The organism is Enterobacter sp. ECC-219 (assembly GCF_043966805.1).
GTDB lineage: Bacteria > Pseudomonadota > Gammaproteobacteria > Enterobacterales > Enterobacteriaceae > Enterobacter > Enterobacter cloacae_N.
Window position 1 is genome coordinate 3,983,132 of record NZ_CP143680.1, and the last position, 15,988, is coordinate 3,999,119.

Here is a 15,988-nt window from a genome sequence, read left to right on the forward strand (position 1 = left end):
ACGAATGTTGCCGTTGTGCGTTTACCTCCATTCAGACCATTCCTGACAGTCTTCCATATTTCCTCCATTTTTCCGCTGTGTTAGCTGACTAAACTAGTATCATTCCCCGAAGTGTTTCAGGATGAGAACGTATAACGATGAAAGGCAGTAACAAATCCCGCTGGGCAATCGCCGCAGGCATCATTGTGGTGGCCCTTGCCGCCGCCTGGTACTGGCACAGCCAATCCGCAAATTCCGCATCCCCCGCCGGTGCCAGCAGTCAGGCGCAGCGCCCGGCTGGCGGCGGCCGTCACGGCATGCGTGGCGGTGCGCTGGCGCCAGTTCAGGCGGCGACGGCGGTGAGCAAAGCCGTTCCGCGTTATCTGACGGGGCTCGGAACCATTACCGCCGCGAATACCGCTACGGTGCGCAGCCGCGTGGACGGTCAGCTCATCGCGATCCACTTCCAGGAAGGTCAGCAGGTCAAAGCCGACGATCTTCTGGCGGAAATCGACCCCAGCCAGTTTAAGGTCGCCCTCGCCCAGGCGCAGGGACAGCTCGCGAAAGACAAAGCAACTCTCGCCAACGCCCGGCGCGATTTAGCGCGCTACCAGCAGCTGGTGAAAACCAATCTGGTATCGCGTCAGGAGCTGGACACCCAGCAGTCGCTGGTCAGCGAAACGCAGGGCACCATCAAAGCCGACGAGGCTGCCGTCGCCAGCGCGCAGCTGCAGCTGGACTGGAGCCGCATCACCGCGCCGATTGACGGTCGCGTGGGCCTGAAGCAGGTCGATATCGGCAACCAGATCTCCAGCGGCGACACCACGGGCATCGTGGTGATCACCCAAACCCACCCGATTGATTTAGTCTTTACCCTGCCGGAAAGCGATATCGCGACCGTCATTCAGGCGCAAAAAGCCGGTAAAGGCCTGATAGTGGAAGCCTGGGACCGCACCAACAAGCAGAAGCTGAGCGAGGGTTCCCTGCTTAGCCTGGATAACCAGATCGACACCACCACCGGCACCATCAAGCTGAAGGCGCGCTTTAACAACCAGGACGACGCCCTCTTCCCGAACCAGTTCGTCAACGCGCGAATGCTGGTCGCGACCGAAGAGAACGCGGTGGTGATCCCTACCGCAGCTCTGCAGATGGGTAACGAAGGTAGCTTCGTCTGGGTGCTGAACAGCGACAACAAAGTCAGCAAGCATCTGGTGAAAACCGGGATTCAGGACAGCCAGACGGTGGTCATCAGCGCCGGGCTCTCCGCCGGCGACCGCGTGGTCACCGACGGCATCGACCGCCTGACCGAAGGCGCGAAAGTAGAGGTGGTTGAACCTGCGAAACAGGGAGCGACCTCCTGATGCAGGTTATGCCCCCGAGCTCTACAGGTGGGCCATCACGCCTGTTCATCCTCCGCCCTGTCGCCACCACGCTGTTAATGGTGGCGATCCTGCTGGCCGGGATCATTGGCTACCGCTTCCTGCCCGTGTCGGCGCTGCCGGAAGTGGATTATCCCACCATCCAGGTGGTGACGCTGTATCCTGGCGCCAGCCCGGACGTCGTGACGTCCGCCATTACCGCCCCGCTGGAGCGCCAGTTTGGTCAGATGTCCGGGTTAAAACAGATGTCCTCCCAGAGTTCCGGCGGGGCATCCGTCGTGACGCTGCAGTTCCAGCTGACGCTGTCGCTGGACGTCGCCGAACAGGAGGTGCAGGCCGCGATTAACGCCGCCACCAACCTGCTGCCGTCCGACCTGCCTAACCCGCCGGTCTACAGCAAGGTCAACCCGGCGGATCCGCCGATCATGACGCTTGCCGTTACCTCCTCCGCCATGCCGATGACCCAGGTCGAAGACATGGTCGAAACGCGCGTGGCGCAGAAGATTTCGCAGGTCTCCGGCGTCGGCCTCGTCACGCTGGCGGGCGGTCAGCGCCCCGCCGTGCGCGTGAAGCTTAACGCGCAGGCGATTGCCGCGCTGGGGCTGACCAGCGAAACCATCCGCAGCGCCATCAGCAGCGCCAACGTCAACTCGGCAAAAGGCTCGCTGGACGGCCCGACCCGTGCAGTCACCCTCTCGGCGAACGACCAGATGCAGTCCGCCGACGAATACCGTCAGCTGATTGTGGCCTACCAGAACGGCGCGCCGATCCGCCTGGGCGACATCGCCACCGTGGAACAAGGGGCAGAAAACAGCTGGCTCGGCGCGTGGGCGAACAAGCAGCAGGCGATCGTGATGAACGTGCAGCGCCAGCCGGGCGCCAACATCATCGAAACCGCCGACAGCATTCGCAGCATGCTGCCGCAGCTGATTGAAAGCCTGCCGAAATCGGTCAGCGTGAAGGTCCTGTCCGACCGCACCACCAACATTCGCGCCTCAGTCACCGACACCCAGTTCGAGCTGATGCTGGCGATTGCGCTGGTCGTCATGATCATCTACCTGTTCCTGCGCAACGTCCCGGCAACCATTATTCCCGCCGTCGCCGTGCCGCTCTCGCTGGTCGGGACCTTTGCGGTGATGGTGTTCCTCGACTTTTCGATTAACAACCTGACGCTGATGGCGCTGACGATTGCCACCGGGTTCGTAGTGGACGATGCTATCGTCGTTATCGAGAACATCTCGCGCTATATCGAGAAAGGCGAAAAGCCGCTGGCCGCCGCGCTGAAAGGCGCAGGGGAAATCGGCTTTACCATTATCTCGCTGACCTTCTCGCTGATTGCGGTGCTGATCCCGCTGCTGTTTATGGGCGATATCGTCGGGCGGCTGTTCCGCGAGTTTGCCGTGACGCTGGCGGTCGCCATTTTGATCTCTGCCGTGGTGTCGCTGACCCTGACGCCGATGATGTGCGCCCGCATGCTGAGTCATGAATCCCTGCGCAAGCAAAACCGCTTCTCGCGCGCCTCCGAGCGGATGTTCGAGCGGATTATTGCCGCCTACGGTCGCGTGCTGGCGAAAGTCCTCAACCATCCGTGGGCGACGCTCGGCGTAGCGCTGGGAACCCTGGCGCTCAGCGTGATGCTGTGGATTTTCATTCCGAAAGGTTTCTTCCCGATCCAGGACAACGGCATTATTCAGGGCACGCTTCAGGCGCCGCAGTCGGTCTCCTTCGCGAACATGGCGCAGCGCCAGCAGCAGGTGTCTGAAATCATCATGAAGGATCCGGCGGTAGAGAGCCTGACGGCCTACGTCGGCGTGGACGGCACCAACCCGTCGCTCAACAGCGCGCGTCTGCAGATCAACCTCAAGCCGCTGGATGAGCGCGACGACCGCGTGAACGCCGTCATTGAACGGCTGCAAAACGCCGTGGCCCGCGTCCCGGGCGTTGAGCTGTATCTGCAGCCTGTTCAGGATTTGACCATTGATACCCAGGTCAGCCGCACGCAGTATCAGTTCACGCTGCAGGCCACCACGCTTGACGCCCTCAGCACATGGGTGCCGCAGCTGGTGGAAAAACTGAACACCCTGCCGCAGCTCGCCGACGTCAGCAGCGACTGGCAGGACAAGGGGCTGGCGGCGTACGTGAACGTCAACCGCGACACCGCCAGCCGTCTGGGCATCACCATGTCTGATGTGGACAATGCCCTGTACAACGCCTTCGGTCAGCGCCTGATCTCCACCATCTACACCCAGGCGAATCAGTACCGCGTGGTGCTGGAGCACAACACGGAGAACACGCCCGGCCTGGCCGCGCTGGACTCGGTGCGCCTGACCAGCAAAGACGGCGGCATTGTGCCCCTTAGCGCCATCGCCACGGTGGAGGAGCGCTATACCCCGCTGTCGATTAATCATCTGGATCAGTTCCCGTCCACCACCATTTCCTTCAACGTGTCGGACAGTTATTCTCTCGGCGAGGCGGTGGAGGCCATCCAGGCTGCTGAAAAAGCGCTCAGCTTCCCGTCCGATATTCAGACCCAGTTCCAGGGCAGCACGCTGGCGTTCCAGGCGGCGCTGGGGAACACCGTCTGGCTGATTGTCGCTGCGGTGGTGGCGATGTACATCGTGCTTGGCGTGCTGTATGAAAGCTTTATCCACCCGATCACCATCCTCTCCACCCTGCCGACGGCGGGCGTGGGGGCGCTGCTGGCCTTAATGCTGGCGGGCAGCGAGCTGGACGTCATTGCCATCATCGGCATCATCCTGCTGATCGGCATCGTGAAGAAAAACGCCATCATGATGATCGACTTCGCCCTGGCCGCCGAGCGCGAGCAGGGCATGTCGCCGCGCGACGCCATCTTCCAGGCCTGCCTGCTGCGTTTTCGTCCGATCCTGATGACCACACTGGCGGCCCTGCTGGGCGCGTTGCCGCTGATGCTCAGCACCGGCGTCGGTGCGGAGCTGCGCCGCCCGCTGGGTATCGGCATGGTCGGCGGTCTGCTGGTGAGCCAGGTGCTAACGCTCTTTACCACGCCGGTGATCTACCTGCTGTTTGACCGCCTGGCGCTGTGGACCAAAAGCCGCTTCCCGAAGCGTGAAGAGGAGGCGTAAGTGAAGCTTTTCGCCCTCTTCATTTATCGCCCGGTGGCGACGATTTTAATCTCGCTCGCCATTACTCTCTGCGGCGTGCTGGGCTTCCGCCTGCTGCCTGTTGCCCCGCTGCCGCAGGTGGATTTCCCGGTGATCATGGTCAGCGCCTCGCTGCCGGGTGCGTCACCGGAAACCATGGCGTCATCGGTCGCCACCCCGCTGGAGCGTTCGCTCGGGCGGATTGCAGGGGTCAACGAGATGACCTCCAGCAGCTCGCTCGGCAGCACACGCATCATTCTGGAGTTCAGCTTCGACCGGGATATTAACGGTGCGGCGCGCGACGTGCAGGCGGCCATCAACGCCGCACAAAGCCTGCTGCCGAGCGGGATGCCGAGCCGTCCGACCTACCGCAAGGCCAACCCGTCCGATGCGCCAATCATGATCCTGACGCTGACCTCGGATACGTACTCGCAGGGTCAGCTTTACGACTTTGCGTCTACCCAGCTGGCGCAGACAATCTCACAAATTAATGGCGTCGGTGACGTAAGCGTCGGCGGCAGTTCTTTGCCAGCCGTGCGCGTGGGCTTAAACCCGCAGGCGCTGTTCAACCAGGGCGTGTCGCTGGACGATGTGCGTTCCGCCATCAGCAACGCCAACGTGCGCAGGCCTCAGGGGGCAATTGAGGACGGCAGCCACCGCTGGCAGCTCCAGACCAACGACGAGCTGAAAACCGCAGCCGAGTACCAGCCGCTGATTATTCACTACAACAACGGCGCGGCGGTGCGCCTGAGCGACGTCGCCAGCGTCACCGACTCGGTGCAGGATGTGCGCAACGCCGGGATGACCAACGCGAAACCGGCGATCCTGCTGATGATCCGCAAGCTGCCGGAAGCGAACATTATCGAGACGGTGAACAGCATCCGCGCCCGTCTGCCGGAACTGCAGGAGACGATCCCGGCGGCAATCGATCTGCAGATTGCCCAGGATCGCTCCCCGACCATTCGCGCCTCGCTTGAGGAGGTGGAGCAAACGCTGATTATCTCCGTCGCGCTGGTGATCCTGGTGGTCTTCCTGTTCCTGCGCTCCGGCCGCGCGACGCTGATCCCGGCGGTGGCGGTGCCGGTTTCGCTGATCGGCACCTTTGCCGCCATGTACCTGTGCGGGTTTAGCCTTAACAACCTGTCGCTGATGGCGCTGACGATTGCCACGGGCTTCGTGGTGGATGACGCCATCGTGGTGCTGGAAAACATTTCCCGCCACCTGGAAGCGGGCGTGAAGCCGCTGCAGGCTGCGCTGCAGGGCACGCGCGAGGTGGGCTTTACGGTGCTCTCCATGAGCCTGTCGCTGGTGGCGGTGTTCCTGCCGCTGCTGCTGATGGGCGGGCTGCCGGGCCGGCTGCTGAGGGAATTTGCCGTCACCCTTTCCGTCGCCATCGGGATTTCACTGGTGATTTCCCTGACGCTCACGCCGATGATGTGCGGCTGGATGCTCAAGCGCAGCAAGCCCCATTCGCAGCCGCGCCGCAAAGGCTTTGGTCGTTTTCTGATGACGATGCAGGAAGGCTACGGCAAATCGCTGAAGTGGGTGCTGAACCATACGCGGCTGGTCGGCCTGGTACTGATCGCCACCATTGGGCTTAACGTCTGGATGTATATCACCATTCCGAAAACCTTCTTCCCGGAGCAGGACACTGGCGTGCTGATGGGCGGCATTCAGGCGGACCAGAGCATTTCATTCCAGGCGATGCGCGGCAAGCTGCAGGACTTTATGAAGATCATTCGTGAAGATCCGGCGGTGGATAACGTCACCGGCTTTACCGGCGGCTCGCGCGTCAACAGCGGGATGATGTTTATTACCCTGAAACCCCGCGGCGAGCGCAGCGAAACCGCCCAGCAGGTGATTGACCGTCTTAGGGTTAAACTCGCCAAAGAGCCGGGGGCAAACCTGTTTTTGATGGCCGTTCAGGATATCCGCGTCGGTGGGCGCCAGGCTAACGCCAGCTATCAGTACACGTTGCTCTCGGACGATTTAGCCGCCCTGCGCGAGTGGGAGCCGAAGATCCGCAAGGCGCTGGCCGCCCTGCCCCAACTGGCAGACGTGAACTCCGATCAGCAGGACAACGGCGCGGAGATGGCGCTCACCTACGACCGCGAAACCATGTCGCGGCTGGGCATTAACGTTGAAGCCGCCAACAGCCTGCTGAACAACGCCTTCGGCCAGCGCGAGATCTCTACCATCTACCAGCCGATGAACCAGTACAAGGTGGTGATGGAAGTTGACCCGCGCTACACCCAGGACATCAGCGCCCTGGACAAAATGTTTGTGATTAACAGCGACGGCAAGGCGATACCGCTCTCCTACTTTGCCAGTTGGCGGCCGGCCAACGCGCCGCTGTCTGTGAACCACCAGGGGCTGTCAGCGGCGTCGACCATCTCCTTTAATCTCCCCGCCGGTTCGTCGCTTTCTGAGGCCAGTGACGCAATCAACCGCGCAATGACGCAGCTTGGCGTGCCGTCCACCGTGCGCGGCAGCTTTGCCGGGACCGCGCAGGTGTTCCAGGAGACGATGAACTCGCAGGTGATTTTGATTCTGGCGGCCATCGCCACGGTCTATATTGTGCTGGGCGTGCTGTACGAAAGCTACGTTCACCCGCTGACCATCCTCTCGACGCTGCCGTCAGCGGGCGTGGGGGCGCTGCTGGCGCTGGAGCTGTTCGGCGCGCCGTTCAGTCTCATCGCGCTCATCGGGATCATGCTGTTGATCGGCATCGTGAAGAAAAACGCCATCATGATGGTGGACTTCGCGCTGGACGCCCAGCGCAACGGCAGCCTGTCGCCGGAAGAGGCGATCTTCCAGGCCTGCCTGCTGCGTTTTCGTCCGATCATGATGACCACCCTGGCGGCGCTGTTTGGCGCGCTGCCGCTGGTTATCTCGGGCGGAGACGGCTCCGAGCTGCGCCAGCCGCTGGGGATCACCATTGTCGGCGGCCTGGTGATGAGCCAGCTGCTGACGCTGTACACCACGCCGGTGGTCTATCTGTTCTTCGACCGCCTGCGGCTGCGCTTCTCGCGTAAAAACAGAACCACGGTGACCGAGTAAATGACCGATCTCCCCGCTAACGTTCGCTGGCAGTTATGGATAGTCGCCTTCGGCTTCTTTATGCAGTCGCTGGATACGACCATCGTCAACACCGCCCTCCCCTCTATGGCGAAAAGCCTGGGGGAGAGCCCGCTGCATATGCATATGGTGATTGTCTCCTACGTGCTGACGGTCGCCGTGATGCTGCCTGCCAGCGGCTGGCTGGCCGATAAAGTGGGAGTGCGGAATATCTTCTTTACCGCCATAGTGCTGTTTACCGCCGGCTCGCTGTTTTGCGCTCAGGCCAACACCCTCGACCAGCTGGTGATGGCGCGGGTGCTGCAGGGCGTCGGCGGCGCGATGATGGTGCCCGTAGGGCGCTTAACGGTGATGAAGATTGTGCCGCGCGAGCAGTACATGGCGGCGATGACCTTTGTGACCCTCCCCGGTCAGGTGGGGCCGCTGCTGGGCCCGGCGCTCGGCGGCATTCTGGTGGAGTACGCCTCCTGGCACTGGATCTTCTTAATCAACCTGCCGGTGGGCATCGTCGGCGCCATCGCCACCCTGGCGCTGATGCCGAACTACAAAATGCAGACCCGCCGCTTCGACTTCTTTGGCTTTATCCTGCTGGCGGCGGGCATGGCAACGCTTACTCTGGCGCTCGACGGACAAAAAGGATTGGGTATTTCGCCCCTGACGCTCGGGCTGCTGATCGCGCTCGGCGTTACCGCCATACTGTGGTATCTGTGGCACGCCAGAGGTAACGATAAGGCGCTGTTCAGCCTGAACTTGTTTAAAAACCCTACCTACCGCCTTGGTCTGTTCGGCAGCTTCGCCGGACGTATCGGCAGCGGCATGCTGCCGTTTATGACGCCCGTGTTTCTGCAAATTGGTATGGGCTTTTCGCCGTTCCACGCGGGCCTGATGATGATCCCGATGGTGCTCGGCAGCATGGGGATGAAGCGCATCGTGGTGCAGGTGGTGAACCGCTTTGGCTACCGCCACGTGCTGGTGACCGCCACGCTGGGGCTGGCGCTGGTGAGCCTGCTGTTTATGGCCACGGCGCTGATGGGCTGGTATTACGTTCTGCCGCTGGTGCTGTTCTGTCAGGGGATCGTCAACTCCATGCGCTTCTCGTCAATGAATACCCTGACGCTGAAGGACCTGCCGGACGAACTGGCGAGCAGCGGCAACAGCCTGCTGTCGATGATTATGCAGCTCTCCATGAGCGTCGGGGTGACCATCGCGGGCTTACTGCTCGGCATGTACGGCCAGCACCACCTCAGCGTCGACACGCAGGTGGCGCATCAGGTCTTTTTGTATACCTATCTCAGCATGGCGGTCATCATCGCCCTGCCTGCGTTCATCTTCGCCAGAGTGCCGGATGATACCAGCAAGAACGTCGTGATTAGGCGCGGCAAAAGGAGTGGATCATGAAATTCTGGCGTCCGGGCATTACCGGCAAGCTCTTTCTGGCAATTTTTGCTACCTGTATCGTCCTGCTGATCACCATGCACTGGGCGGTGCGGGTCAGCTTCGAGCGCGGCTTTATTGATTACATCAAGCATGGTAACGAGCAGCGTTTACAGGGCTTAAGCGATGCGCTGAGCGAACAGTACGCCCAGCACGGTAACTGGCGCTTTCTGCGCAATAACGACCGCTTTATTTTCCAGATCCTGCGTTCGCTGGAGCACGATACCGGCGACGATCGCCCGGGGCCAGGCATGCCGCCGCACGGCTGGCGCACCCAGTTCTGGGTGATTGACCAGGACATGCGCACGCTGGTTGGCCCGCGTTCGCCCATCCCGCCGGACGGCACTCGCCGGGCGATCAAAGTCAATAACGCCACCGTCGGCTGGGTTATCGCCTCCCCGGTGGAGCGCCTGACGCGCAACACCGACATTAACTTTGACCGCCAGCAGCGCCGGACCAGCTGGCTGATTGTCGCCCTCTCCACCCTGCTCGCCGCGCTCGCCACCTTCCCGCTGGCGCGCGGTCTGCTCGCCCCGGTGAAACGGCTGGTGGAGGGCACGCACAAGCTGGCCGCCGGGGATTTCACCACCCGCGTCGATACCCGCAGCCAGGACGAACTGGGCAAGCTGGCGCAGGACTTTAACCAGCTCGCCAGCACGCTGGAGAAGAACCAGCAGATGCGCCGCGACTTTATGGCCGATATTTCCCACGAGCTGCGCACCCCGCTGGCGGTGCTGCGCGGCGAGCTGGAGGCCATTCAGGACGGCGTACGCCAGTTTACGCCAGAATCGGTGGCCTCTTTGCAGGCGGAGGTGGGCACGCTCACCAAGCTGGTGGACGATCTCCACCAGCTCTCCATGTCCGACGAAGGGGCGCTGGCCTACCAGAAGGCCCCCGTCGATGTGATTAACGTGCTCGAAGTTGCCAGCGGCGCCTTCCGGGAACGGTTTGCCAGCCGCAACCTGAAAATCGACCTCTCCCTGCCGGACAGCGCGGTGGTGTTCGGCGACAAAGACCGACTGATGCAACTGTTCAATAACCTGCTGGAAAATAGCCTGCGCTACACCGACAGCGGCGGCGGGCTGCATATCTCCGGCAGGCAGGAAAATGGACGCTTTGCCCTTACCTTCGCGGATTCCGCCCCCGGCGTGCAGGACGCGCAACTGGAAAAACTGTTCGAGCGTTTTTACCGCACCGAAGGCTCACGCAACCGCGCCAGCGGCGGTTCCGGCCTGGGGCTGGCGATTTGCGTTAACATCGTCGAGGCGCATAATGGCACCATTCGCGCCGCCCATTCGCCTTTTGGCGGGGTTAGCATTACAGTAGAGTTACCTCTGGAACGGGATTTATCGAGGGAAGCATGACCGAGTTACCGATTGACGAAAACACGCCGCGCATTTTGATTGTCGAAGACGAGCCCAAGCTGGGGCAGCTACTGATCGACTATTTACGCGCGGCCAGCTACGCCCCGTCACTGATAAGCCACGGCGACCAGGTGCTGCCGTACGTGCGCCAGACGCCGCCGGACCTGATCCTGTTGGATCTGATGCTCCCCGGTACCGATGGCCTGACCCTGTGCCGGGAAATTCGCCGCTTCTCCGAGGTGCCCATCGTCATGGTCACCGCCAAAATCGAAGAGATTGACCGCCTGCTGGGGCTCGAAATTGGCGCAGACGATTACATCTGCAAACCCTACAGCCCGCGTGAAGTGGTCGCCCGCGTTAAAACCATTCTGCGCCGCTGCAGGCCGCAGCGCGAGCTTCAGGTGCTGGACGCCGAAAGCCCGCTGATTGTCGACGAAAGCCGTTTCCAGGCGAGCTGGCGAAGCAAGCTGCTGGACCTGACGCCTGCGGAGTTTCGCCTGCTGAAAACCCTCTCCCACGAGCCGGGAAAAGTGTTCTCCCGCGAACAGCTGCTGAACCACCTGTATGACGATTACCGCGTCGTCACCGACCGCACCATCGACAGCCACATCAAAAACCTGCGCCGCAAGCTGGAGGCGCTGGACGCCGAGCAGTCGTTTATCCGCGCGGTGTATGGCGTGGGGTATCGCTGGGAAGCGGATGCGTGCAGGATTGCGTAAATAAACACCCCCTCACCCTGCCCTCTCCCCAAAGGGGAGAGGGTGTTTGAGTCCCCTCGCCCCTTTGGGGAGAGGGTTAGGGTGAGGGGCAAAGCTTTACCTCCCTCCCCCGCAGCGCTACAATGCCCGCCCTTAAAGTGGGGGATCTCCCCCTACCGCTGCACCTGGTGCACGCGGATCTGACCTGTCATCAGAACGAGAACAAACATGTTTAAACCGGAACTCCTTTCCCCGGCGGGAACGCTGCAAAATATGCGTTACGCTTTCGCCTATGGTGCCGACGCCGTTTACGCGGGCCAGCCGCGCTACTCGCTGCGCGTGCGTAACAACGAATTCAACCACGAGAACCTGCAGCTCGGCATCAACGAAGCGCACGCTCTGGGCAAAAAATTCTACGTGGTCGTGAACATCGCGCCGCATAACGCCAAGCTGAAAACGTTCATCCGTGACCTGAAGCCGGTGGTGGACATGGGGCCGGACGCGCTGATCATGTCGGACCCGGGTTTAATCATGCTGGTTCGGGAGAACTTCCCGGAGATGGATATTCACCTCTCCGTACAGGCTAATGCCGTCAACTGGGCGACGGTCAAATTCTGGAAGCAGATGGGGCTGACCCGCGTCATTCTGTCCCGCGAACTTTCGCTGGAAGAGATTGAAGAGATCCGCACCCAAGTGCCGGATATGGAAATCGAGATCTTCGTTCACGGCGCGCTGTGCATGGCCTACTCCGGCCGCTGCCTGCTCTCCGGCTATATCAACAAGCGCGACCCGAACCAGGGCACCTGCACCAACGCCTGCCGCTGGGAATATAACGTCCAGGAAGGCAAAGAGGACGACATCGGAAACATCGTCCACAAGCACGAGCCTATTCCGGTGACCAACGTCGAGCCGACGCTGGGCATCGGCGCGCCAACCGACAGCGTGTTTATGATTGAAGAAGCCAAACGTCCGGGCGAGTACATGACCGCCTTTGAAGACGAGCACGGCACCTACATCATGAACTCGAAAGATCTGCGCGCCATTGCCCACGTTGAGCGTCTGACCCAGATGGGCGTGCACTCTCTGAAGATCGAAGGCCGTACCAAATCCTATTACTACTGCGCGCGTACCGCGCAGGTGTACCGCAAAGCCATCGACGATGCGGCAGCCGGTAAACCGTTCGATACCAGCCTGCTGGAAACCCTGGAAGGCCTGGCACACCGCGGCTATACCGAAGGCTTCCTGCGCCGTCATACCCATGACGACTACCAGAACTACGAGCACGGTTACTCGGTTTCCGAGCGCCAGCAGTTTGTCGGCGACTTCACCGGCGAGCGCAAAGGCGCGCTGGCGGCCGTCGCGGTGAAAAACAAGTTCACCAAAGGCGACAGCCTGGAGCTGATGACCCCGCAGGGCAACATGAACTTCACGCTGGAGCATCTGGAAAACGGTAAAGGCGAAGCGATTGACGTGGCGCCGGGCGACGGTCATACCGTCTGGCTGCCGGTGCCTGAAGAGGTGGAGCTGAAGTTCGCGCTGCTGATGCGTAACTTCAACGGTGAAAGCACCCGAAACCCACACGGCAAATAGTCAATCAGGGAAATTTTTTCGCGCTGGGATAATTCTTAGAATCGGATCACATACCGCTTCGTTCAATACGGGTATTATCCCCCCGCTGAAAAACATAACCCATAAATGCTAGCTGTACCAGGAACCACCTCCTTAGCCTGCGTAATCTCCCTTACGCGGGCTTATTTTTTGCCTTCTCTTTCCTCAACCCAGGCAATAAGTTCGTCGATTTGCCTCTCTGAGAACACGGCGATCCCATGCTCTGCAAGCAACGATGCAGCACCCCCCCTCCCGGCTTTCTGTATACCGCGAAAAGAACCGTCATAAATAAACTCACTGCCGCACGTTGGGCTGCCATCGGTTAACAATGCAGCGCTACACCCCGACGCCTGAGCAGCGCGTAGCGCGAGCCAGGCTGCAAGCTGATAATGTTCAGTCACATCCTGCCCTGTATTTTCAATAATTCTGGCTTGTCCGTGCATCACGTCTTTGCCATCAGCGGACATAATCTCTGCCGGAGGACGAGGTACAGGCAGCCCGGCCGCAAGTTCAGGGCAGTGGATAACCAGACGTTGTTCCTGGTGCCAGCGAGCGAGTTGCTCATTCATTCGCGCTTTTTCACTTCCGTTATAACGGACCCTCAAGCCCATCAGGCAAGCGCTTACCAAAATTTTATTCATCATCACTTTCCTGTGATTACAATAATCTCATCGCTGAAGTGTAACGCGCTTTCGTGCCTGTTTTGTTCCTTTCATCCTGTTCTTACCCGCTTTTTTCCTCTCTGCTATACACTCTTACTAACGCTAAAAAAGGGAGCAGCGCGGATGGCAACCTATCCAGACAGTTTATTGATTCTCAATGGCAAAAGTGCGGGCAACGATCTGTTGCGTCAGGCGATTATTGGCCTGCGTGACGAAGGCGCGCGTATCCACGTCAGAGTGACGTGGGAAAAAGGCGACGCGGCACGCTACATCGACGAAGGCTTAGCGTTAGGCGTCAGCACCATTATTTCCGGCGGCGGCGACGGCACCATCAATGAGATCGCCTCTGCGCTTATTGGCCTGCCCCCGGCAGACCGCCCGGTGATGGGCATTTTACCCCTTGGTACTGCCAATGATTTTGCCACCAGCGCCGGGATCCCGGAGGATTTAGAAAAGGCGCTCCAGCTGGCGATCCTCGGCAAAGCCACCGCCGTGGATATCGCCCAGGTGAATGATAAAACCTGCTTTATCAATATGGCGACCGGCGGGTTCGGCACGCGCATCACCAGCGAAACGCCGGAAAAACTGAAGGCGGCGCTGGGCGGCGTATCATACCTGATCCACGGCCTGATGCGCATGGACACCCTTAAGCCGGACCGCTGCGAAATTCTCGGCGAGGATTTTCAGTGGCAGGGTGACGCGCTGGTGATTGGGATTGGCAATGGCCGCCAGGCAGGCGGCGGGCAGCAGCTCTGTCCGGAGGCGCTAATCAATGACGGTCAACTACAGCTGCGTATTTTCACCGGCGACGGCCTGCTGCCCGCGCTGTTTACCACGCTGACGCAGCCGGAAGAGAGCCCGAATATCATCGCCGGGAAATCGGCGTGGTTTGAGGTGAATGCTCCGCACGGGATGACCTTTAACCTCGACGGAGAGCCGCTGAGCGGGACGCAGTTCCGCATTGAGGTGCTGCCCGGCGCGCTGCAGTGTCGGCTGCCGCCGGACTGTGTGCTTTTGCGCTGATGTTTACACGGTGCGCGATCATGCCCTCACCCCAACCCTCTCCCACAGGGCTGAGGGATCCCCAGTAATTTATAAGCAAAAGCAATAAGGTTGTTTCAGAATGAGTTAAAGCTTTCAGCGACGCCCTGGTCCGGCTGTAAATCGCCGAAGCGTTTCCGTAAGGCCGGGGCGAGGCGCACGGATACGCCGAGAGGGCGTGGCCTGCAGGGATGCAGGCTCATGCCCGACCCGATAGCCTGAAGGAATAAGCTGAGGGCACCGCGAAGCGGCGATTTACCGCCGGGAGCCCGGGTCGCCAGGGCGGTGGCGACTGAGCCGCCCTGGCACGTTCACCGGCCATGTCCTTACAGAGTAGCAAGGAACATAAGGTGAACGGAATGACCACCGGAGCCGTATGTTCCCCCTCACCCTAACCCTCTCCCCAAAGGGGCGAGGGGATTGTTCACTGCTCGCATTAATTTGTGTGGATCACTCAGCCCACAGGGAGAGGGAGATGGAAGCGTCAGGCAATCGTGACTTTGCTATCCAGATAGACGTCCTGAACCGCATTGATCAGCTTCACGCCGTCGGCCATCGATTTCTTAAACGCCTTACGGCCAAGGATCAGCCCCATGCCGCCCGCGCGTTTGTTGATCACCGCCGTACGCACCGCGTCTGACAGGTCGGTATCACCGCCCGCCGCACCGCCGGAGTTGATCAGCCCCGCACGGCCCATGTAGCAGTTCGCCAGCTGGTAGCGGACCAGGTCGATCGGGTTATCGCTGGTCAGCTTGCTGTAAACGCGATCGTCGGTGTAGCCAAAGTTCACAGCCTTATAGCCGCCGTTGTTCTCAGCCATTTTCTGCTTCACGATATCTGCGCCGATGGTCGCCGCCAGGTGGTTCGCCTGCCCGGTCAGGTCGGCCGACACATGGTAATCCACCCCGTCTTTTTTAAACGCCGAGTTACGCAGATAGGCCCACAGCACGGTGACCATGCCCAGCTCGTGCGCGCGCTCAAACGCTGCGGAGATCTCTTCAATCTGGCGGCGGGACTGTTCAGAGCCGAAGTAAATCGTCGCCCCAACGGCCACCGCCCCCATGTTGAACGCCTGCTCGACGCTGGCGTAGAGGGTCTGATCATATTCGGTGGGGTAGCTGAGGGTTTCGTTATGGTTCAACTTCACGAGGAACGGAATGCGGTGGGCATAGCGACGCGACACCGAAGCCAGAACGCCGTAGGTGGACGCCACGCAGTTACAGCCCGCTTCAATCGCCAGCTCAACAATGTTCTTTGGATCGAAGTAGAGCGGGTTCGCCGCAAAGGAGGCCCCCGCCGAATGCTCGACGCCCTGGTCCACCGGCAGAATAGAGAGATACCCGGTGCCGCCGAGCCGCCCGGTGTTATAGAGCGTCTGCATGTTTCTCAGAACCGCAGGCGGACGGTTGTTATCAACCATCACGCGATCAACGTAGTCGTGACCAGGCAGGTAAAGCTGGTCGGCTGGAATGGTCATACAACGATGCTGTAAAAGGCTGTCGGCGTCTTTGCCAAGCAACTGCGCAATATCAGTCATGTGATACTCCCGTAAGTCCGACGTCGTGTCGGTGTGTGTTTATCCAGTCCCATTTTTTATGGGCAGACTAAGCCTGGTACCGACTT

Annotated in this window: 10 protein-coding genes; 8 read left to right on the forward strand and 2 right to left on the reverse strand. The window is 60.4% G+C overall.

The annotated features are described in order from the left end of the window. The first annotated feature begins 137 nt into the window (after positions 1–137). The 7 genes from V1603_RS18955 to yegQ all read left to right on the forward strand — a co-directional run bounded on the left by V1603_RS18955 (position 138) and on the right by yegQ (position 12,644). Positions 138–1,340 (forward strand): MdtA/MuxA family multidrug efflux RND transporter periplasmic adaptor subunit, encoded by a 1,203-nt coding sequence (locus tag V1603_RS18955; protein ID WP_395313089.1) that lies wholly within the window; start codon positions 138–140, stop codon positions 1,338–1,340. Next, a complete protein-coding gene (locus V1603_RS18960; RefSeq protein WP_192984946.1) occupies positions 1,340–4,462 on the forward strand; it encodes an MdtB/MuxB family multidrug efflux RND transporter permease subunit in 3,123 nt (1,040 codons plus the stop codon). The genes V1603_RS18955 and V1603_RS18960 overlap by 1 nt, the downstream gene beginning before the upstream one ends. Continuing rightward, positions 4,463–7,540 carry a multidrug efflux RND transporter permease subunit MdtC gene (gene mdtC / locus V1603_RS18965; RefSeq protein WP_395313090.1) on the forward strand — a complete coding sequence of 1,026 codons (3,078 nt, stop codon included), beginning with the start codon at positions 4,463–4,465 and terminating at the stop codon, positions 7,538–7,540. Beyond that, positions 7,541–8,956 (forward strand): MFS transporter, encoded by a 1,416-nt coding sequence (locus tag V1603_RS18970; protein ID WP_395313091.1) that lies wholly within the window; start codon positions 7,541–7,543, stop codon positions 8,954–8,956. Beyond that, entirely contained in the window at positions 8,953–10,356 is a 1,404-nt protein-coding gene (gene baeS / locus V1603_RS18975; protein WP_116338768.1) for a two-component system sensor histidine kinase BaeS, read from the forward strand. The genes V1603_RS18970 and baeS overlap by 4 nt, the downstream gene beginning before the upstream one ends. Continuing rightward, positions 10,353–11,075: a two-component system response regulator BaeR gene (gene baeR / locus V1603_RS18980; protein WP_163330208.1), complete on the forward strand. Its 723-nt coding sequence runs from the start codon at positions 10,353–10,355 to the stop codon at positions 11,073–11,075. Before baeS ends, baeR begins: the two co-directional genes overlap by 4 nt. A 207-nt stretch (positions 11,076–11,282) precedes the next feature. Continuing rightward, complete coding sequence (yegQ, locus tag V1603_RS18985; protein ID WP_032652696.1) at positions 11,283–12,644, forward strand: tRNA 5-hydroxyuridine modification protein YegQ; 1,362 nt, start codon at positions 11,283–11,285, stop codon at positions 12,642–12,644. A gap of 161 nt (positions 12,645–12,805) precedes the next feature. On the opposite strand, the gene V1603_RS18990 is transcribed toward yegQ, so the two are convergent. Then, a complete protein-coding gene (locus V1603_RS18990) occupies positions 12,806–13,306 on the reverse strand; it encodes a DUF523 domain-containing protein (RefSeq protein WP_395313092.1) in 501 nt (166 codons plus the stop codon). A gap of 141 nt (positions 13,307–13,447) precedes the next feature. Here V1603_RS18990 and yegS point away from each other — a divergent pair, with 141 nt between their 5' ends. Further along, entirely contained in the window at positions 13,448–14,347 is a 900-nt protein-coding gene (gene yegS / locus V1603_RS18995) for a lipid kinase YegS (RefSeq protein ID WP_395313093.1), read from the forward strand. Positions 14,348–14,849: 502 nt separating this feature from the next. Here yegS and fbaB read toward each other — a convergent pair. Beyond that, positions 14,850–15,902: a class I fructose-bisphosphate aldolase gene (gene fbaB / locus V1603_RS19000; RefSeq protein ID WP_008500869.1), complete on the reverse strand. Its 1,053-nt coding sequence runs from the start codon at positions 15,900–15,902 to the stop codon at positions 14,850–14,852. Between the last annotated feature and the right edge of the window lie 86 nt (positions 15,903–15,988).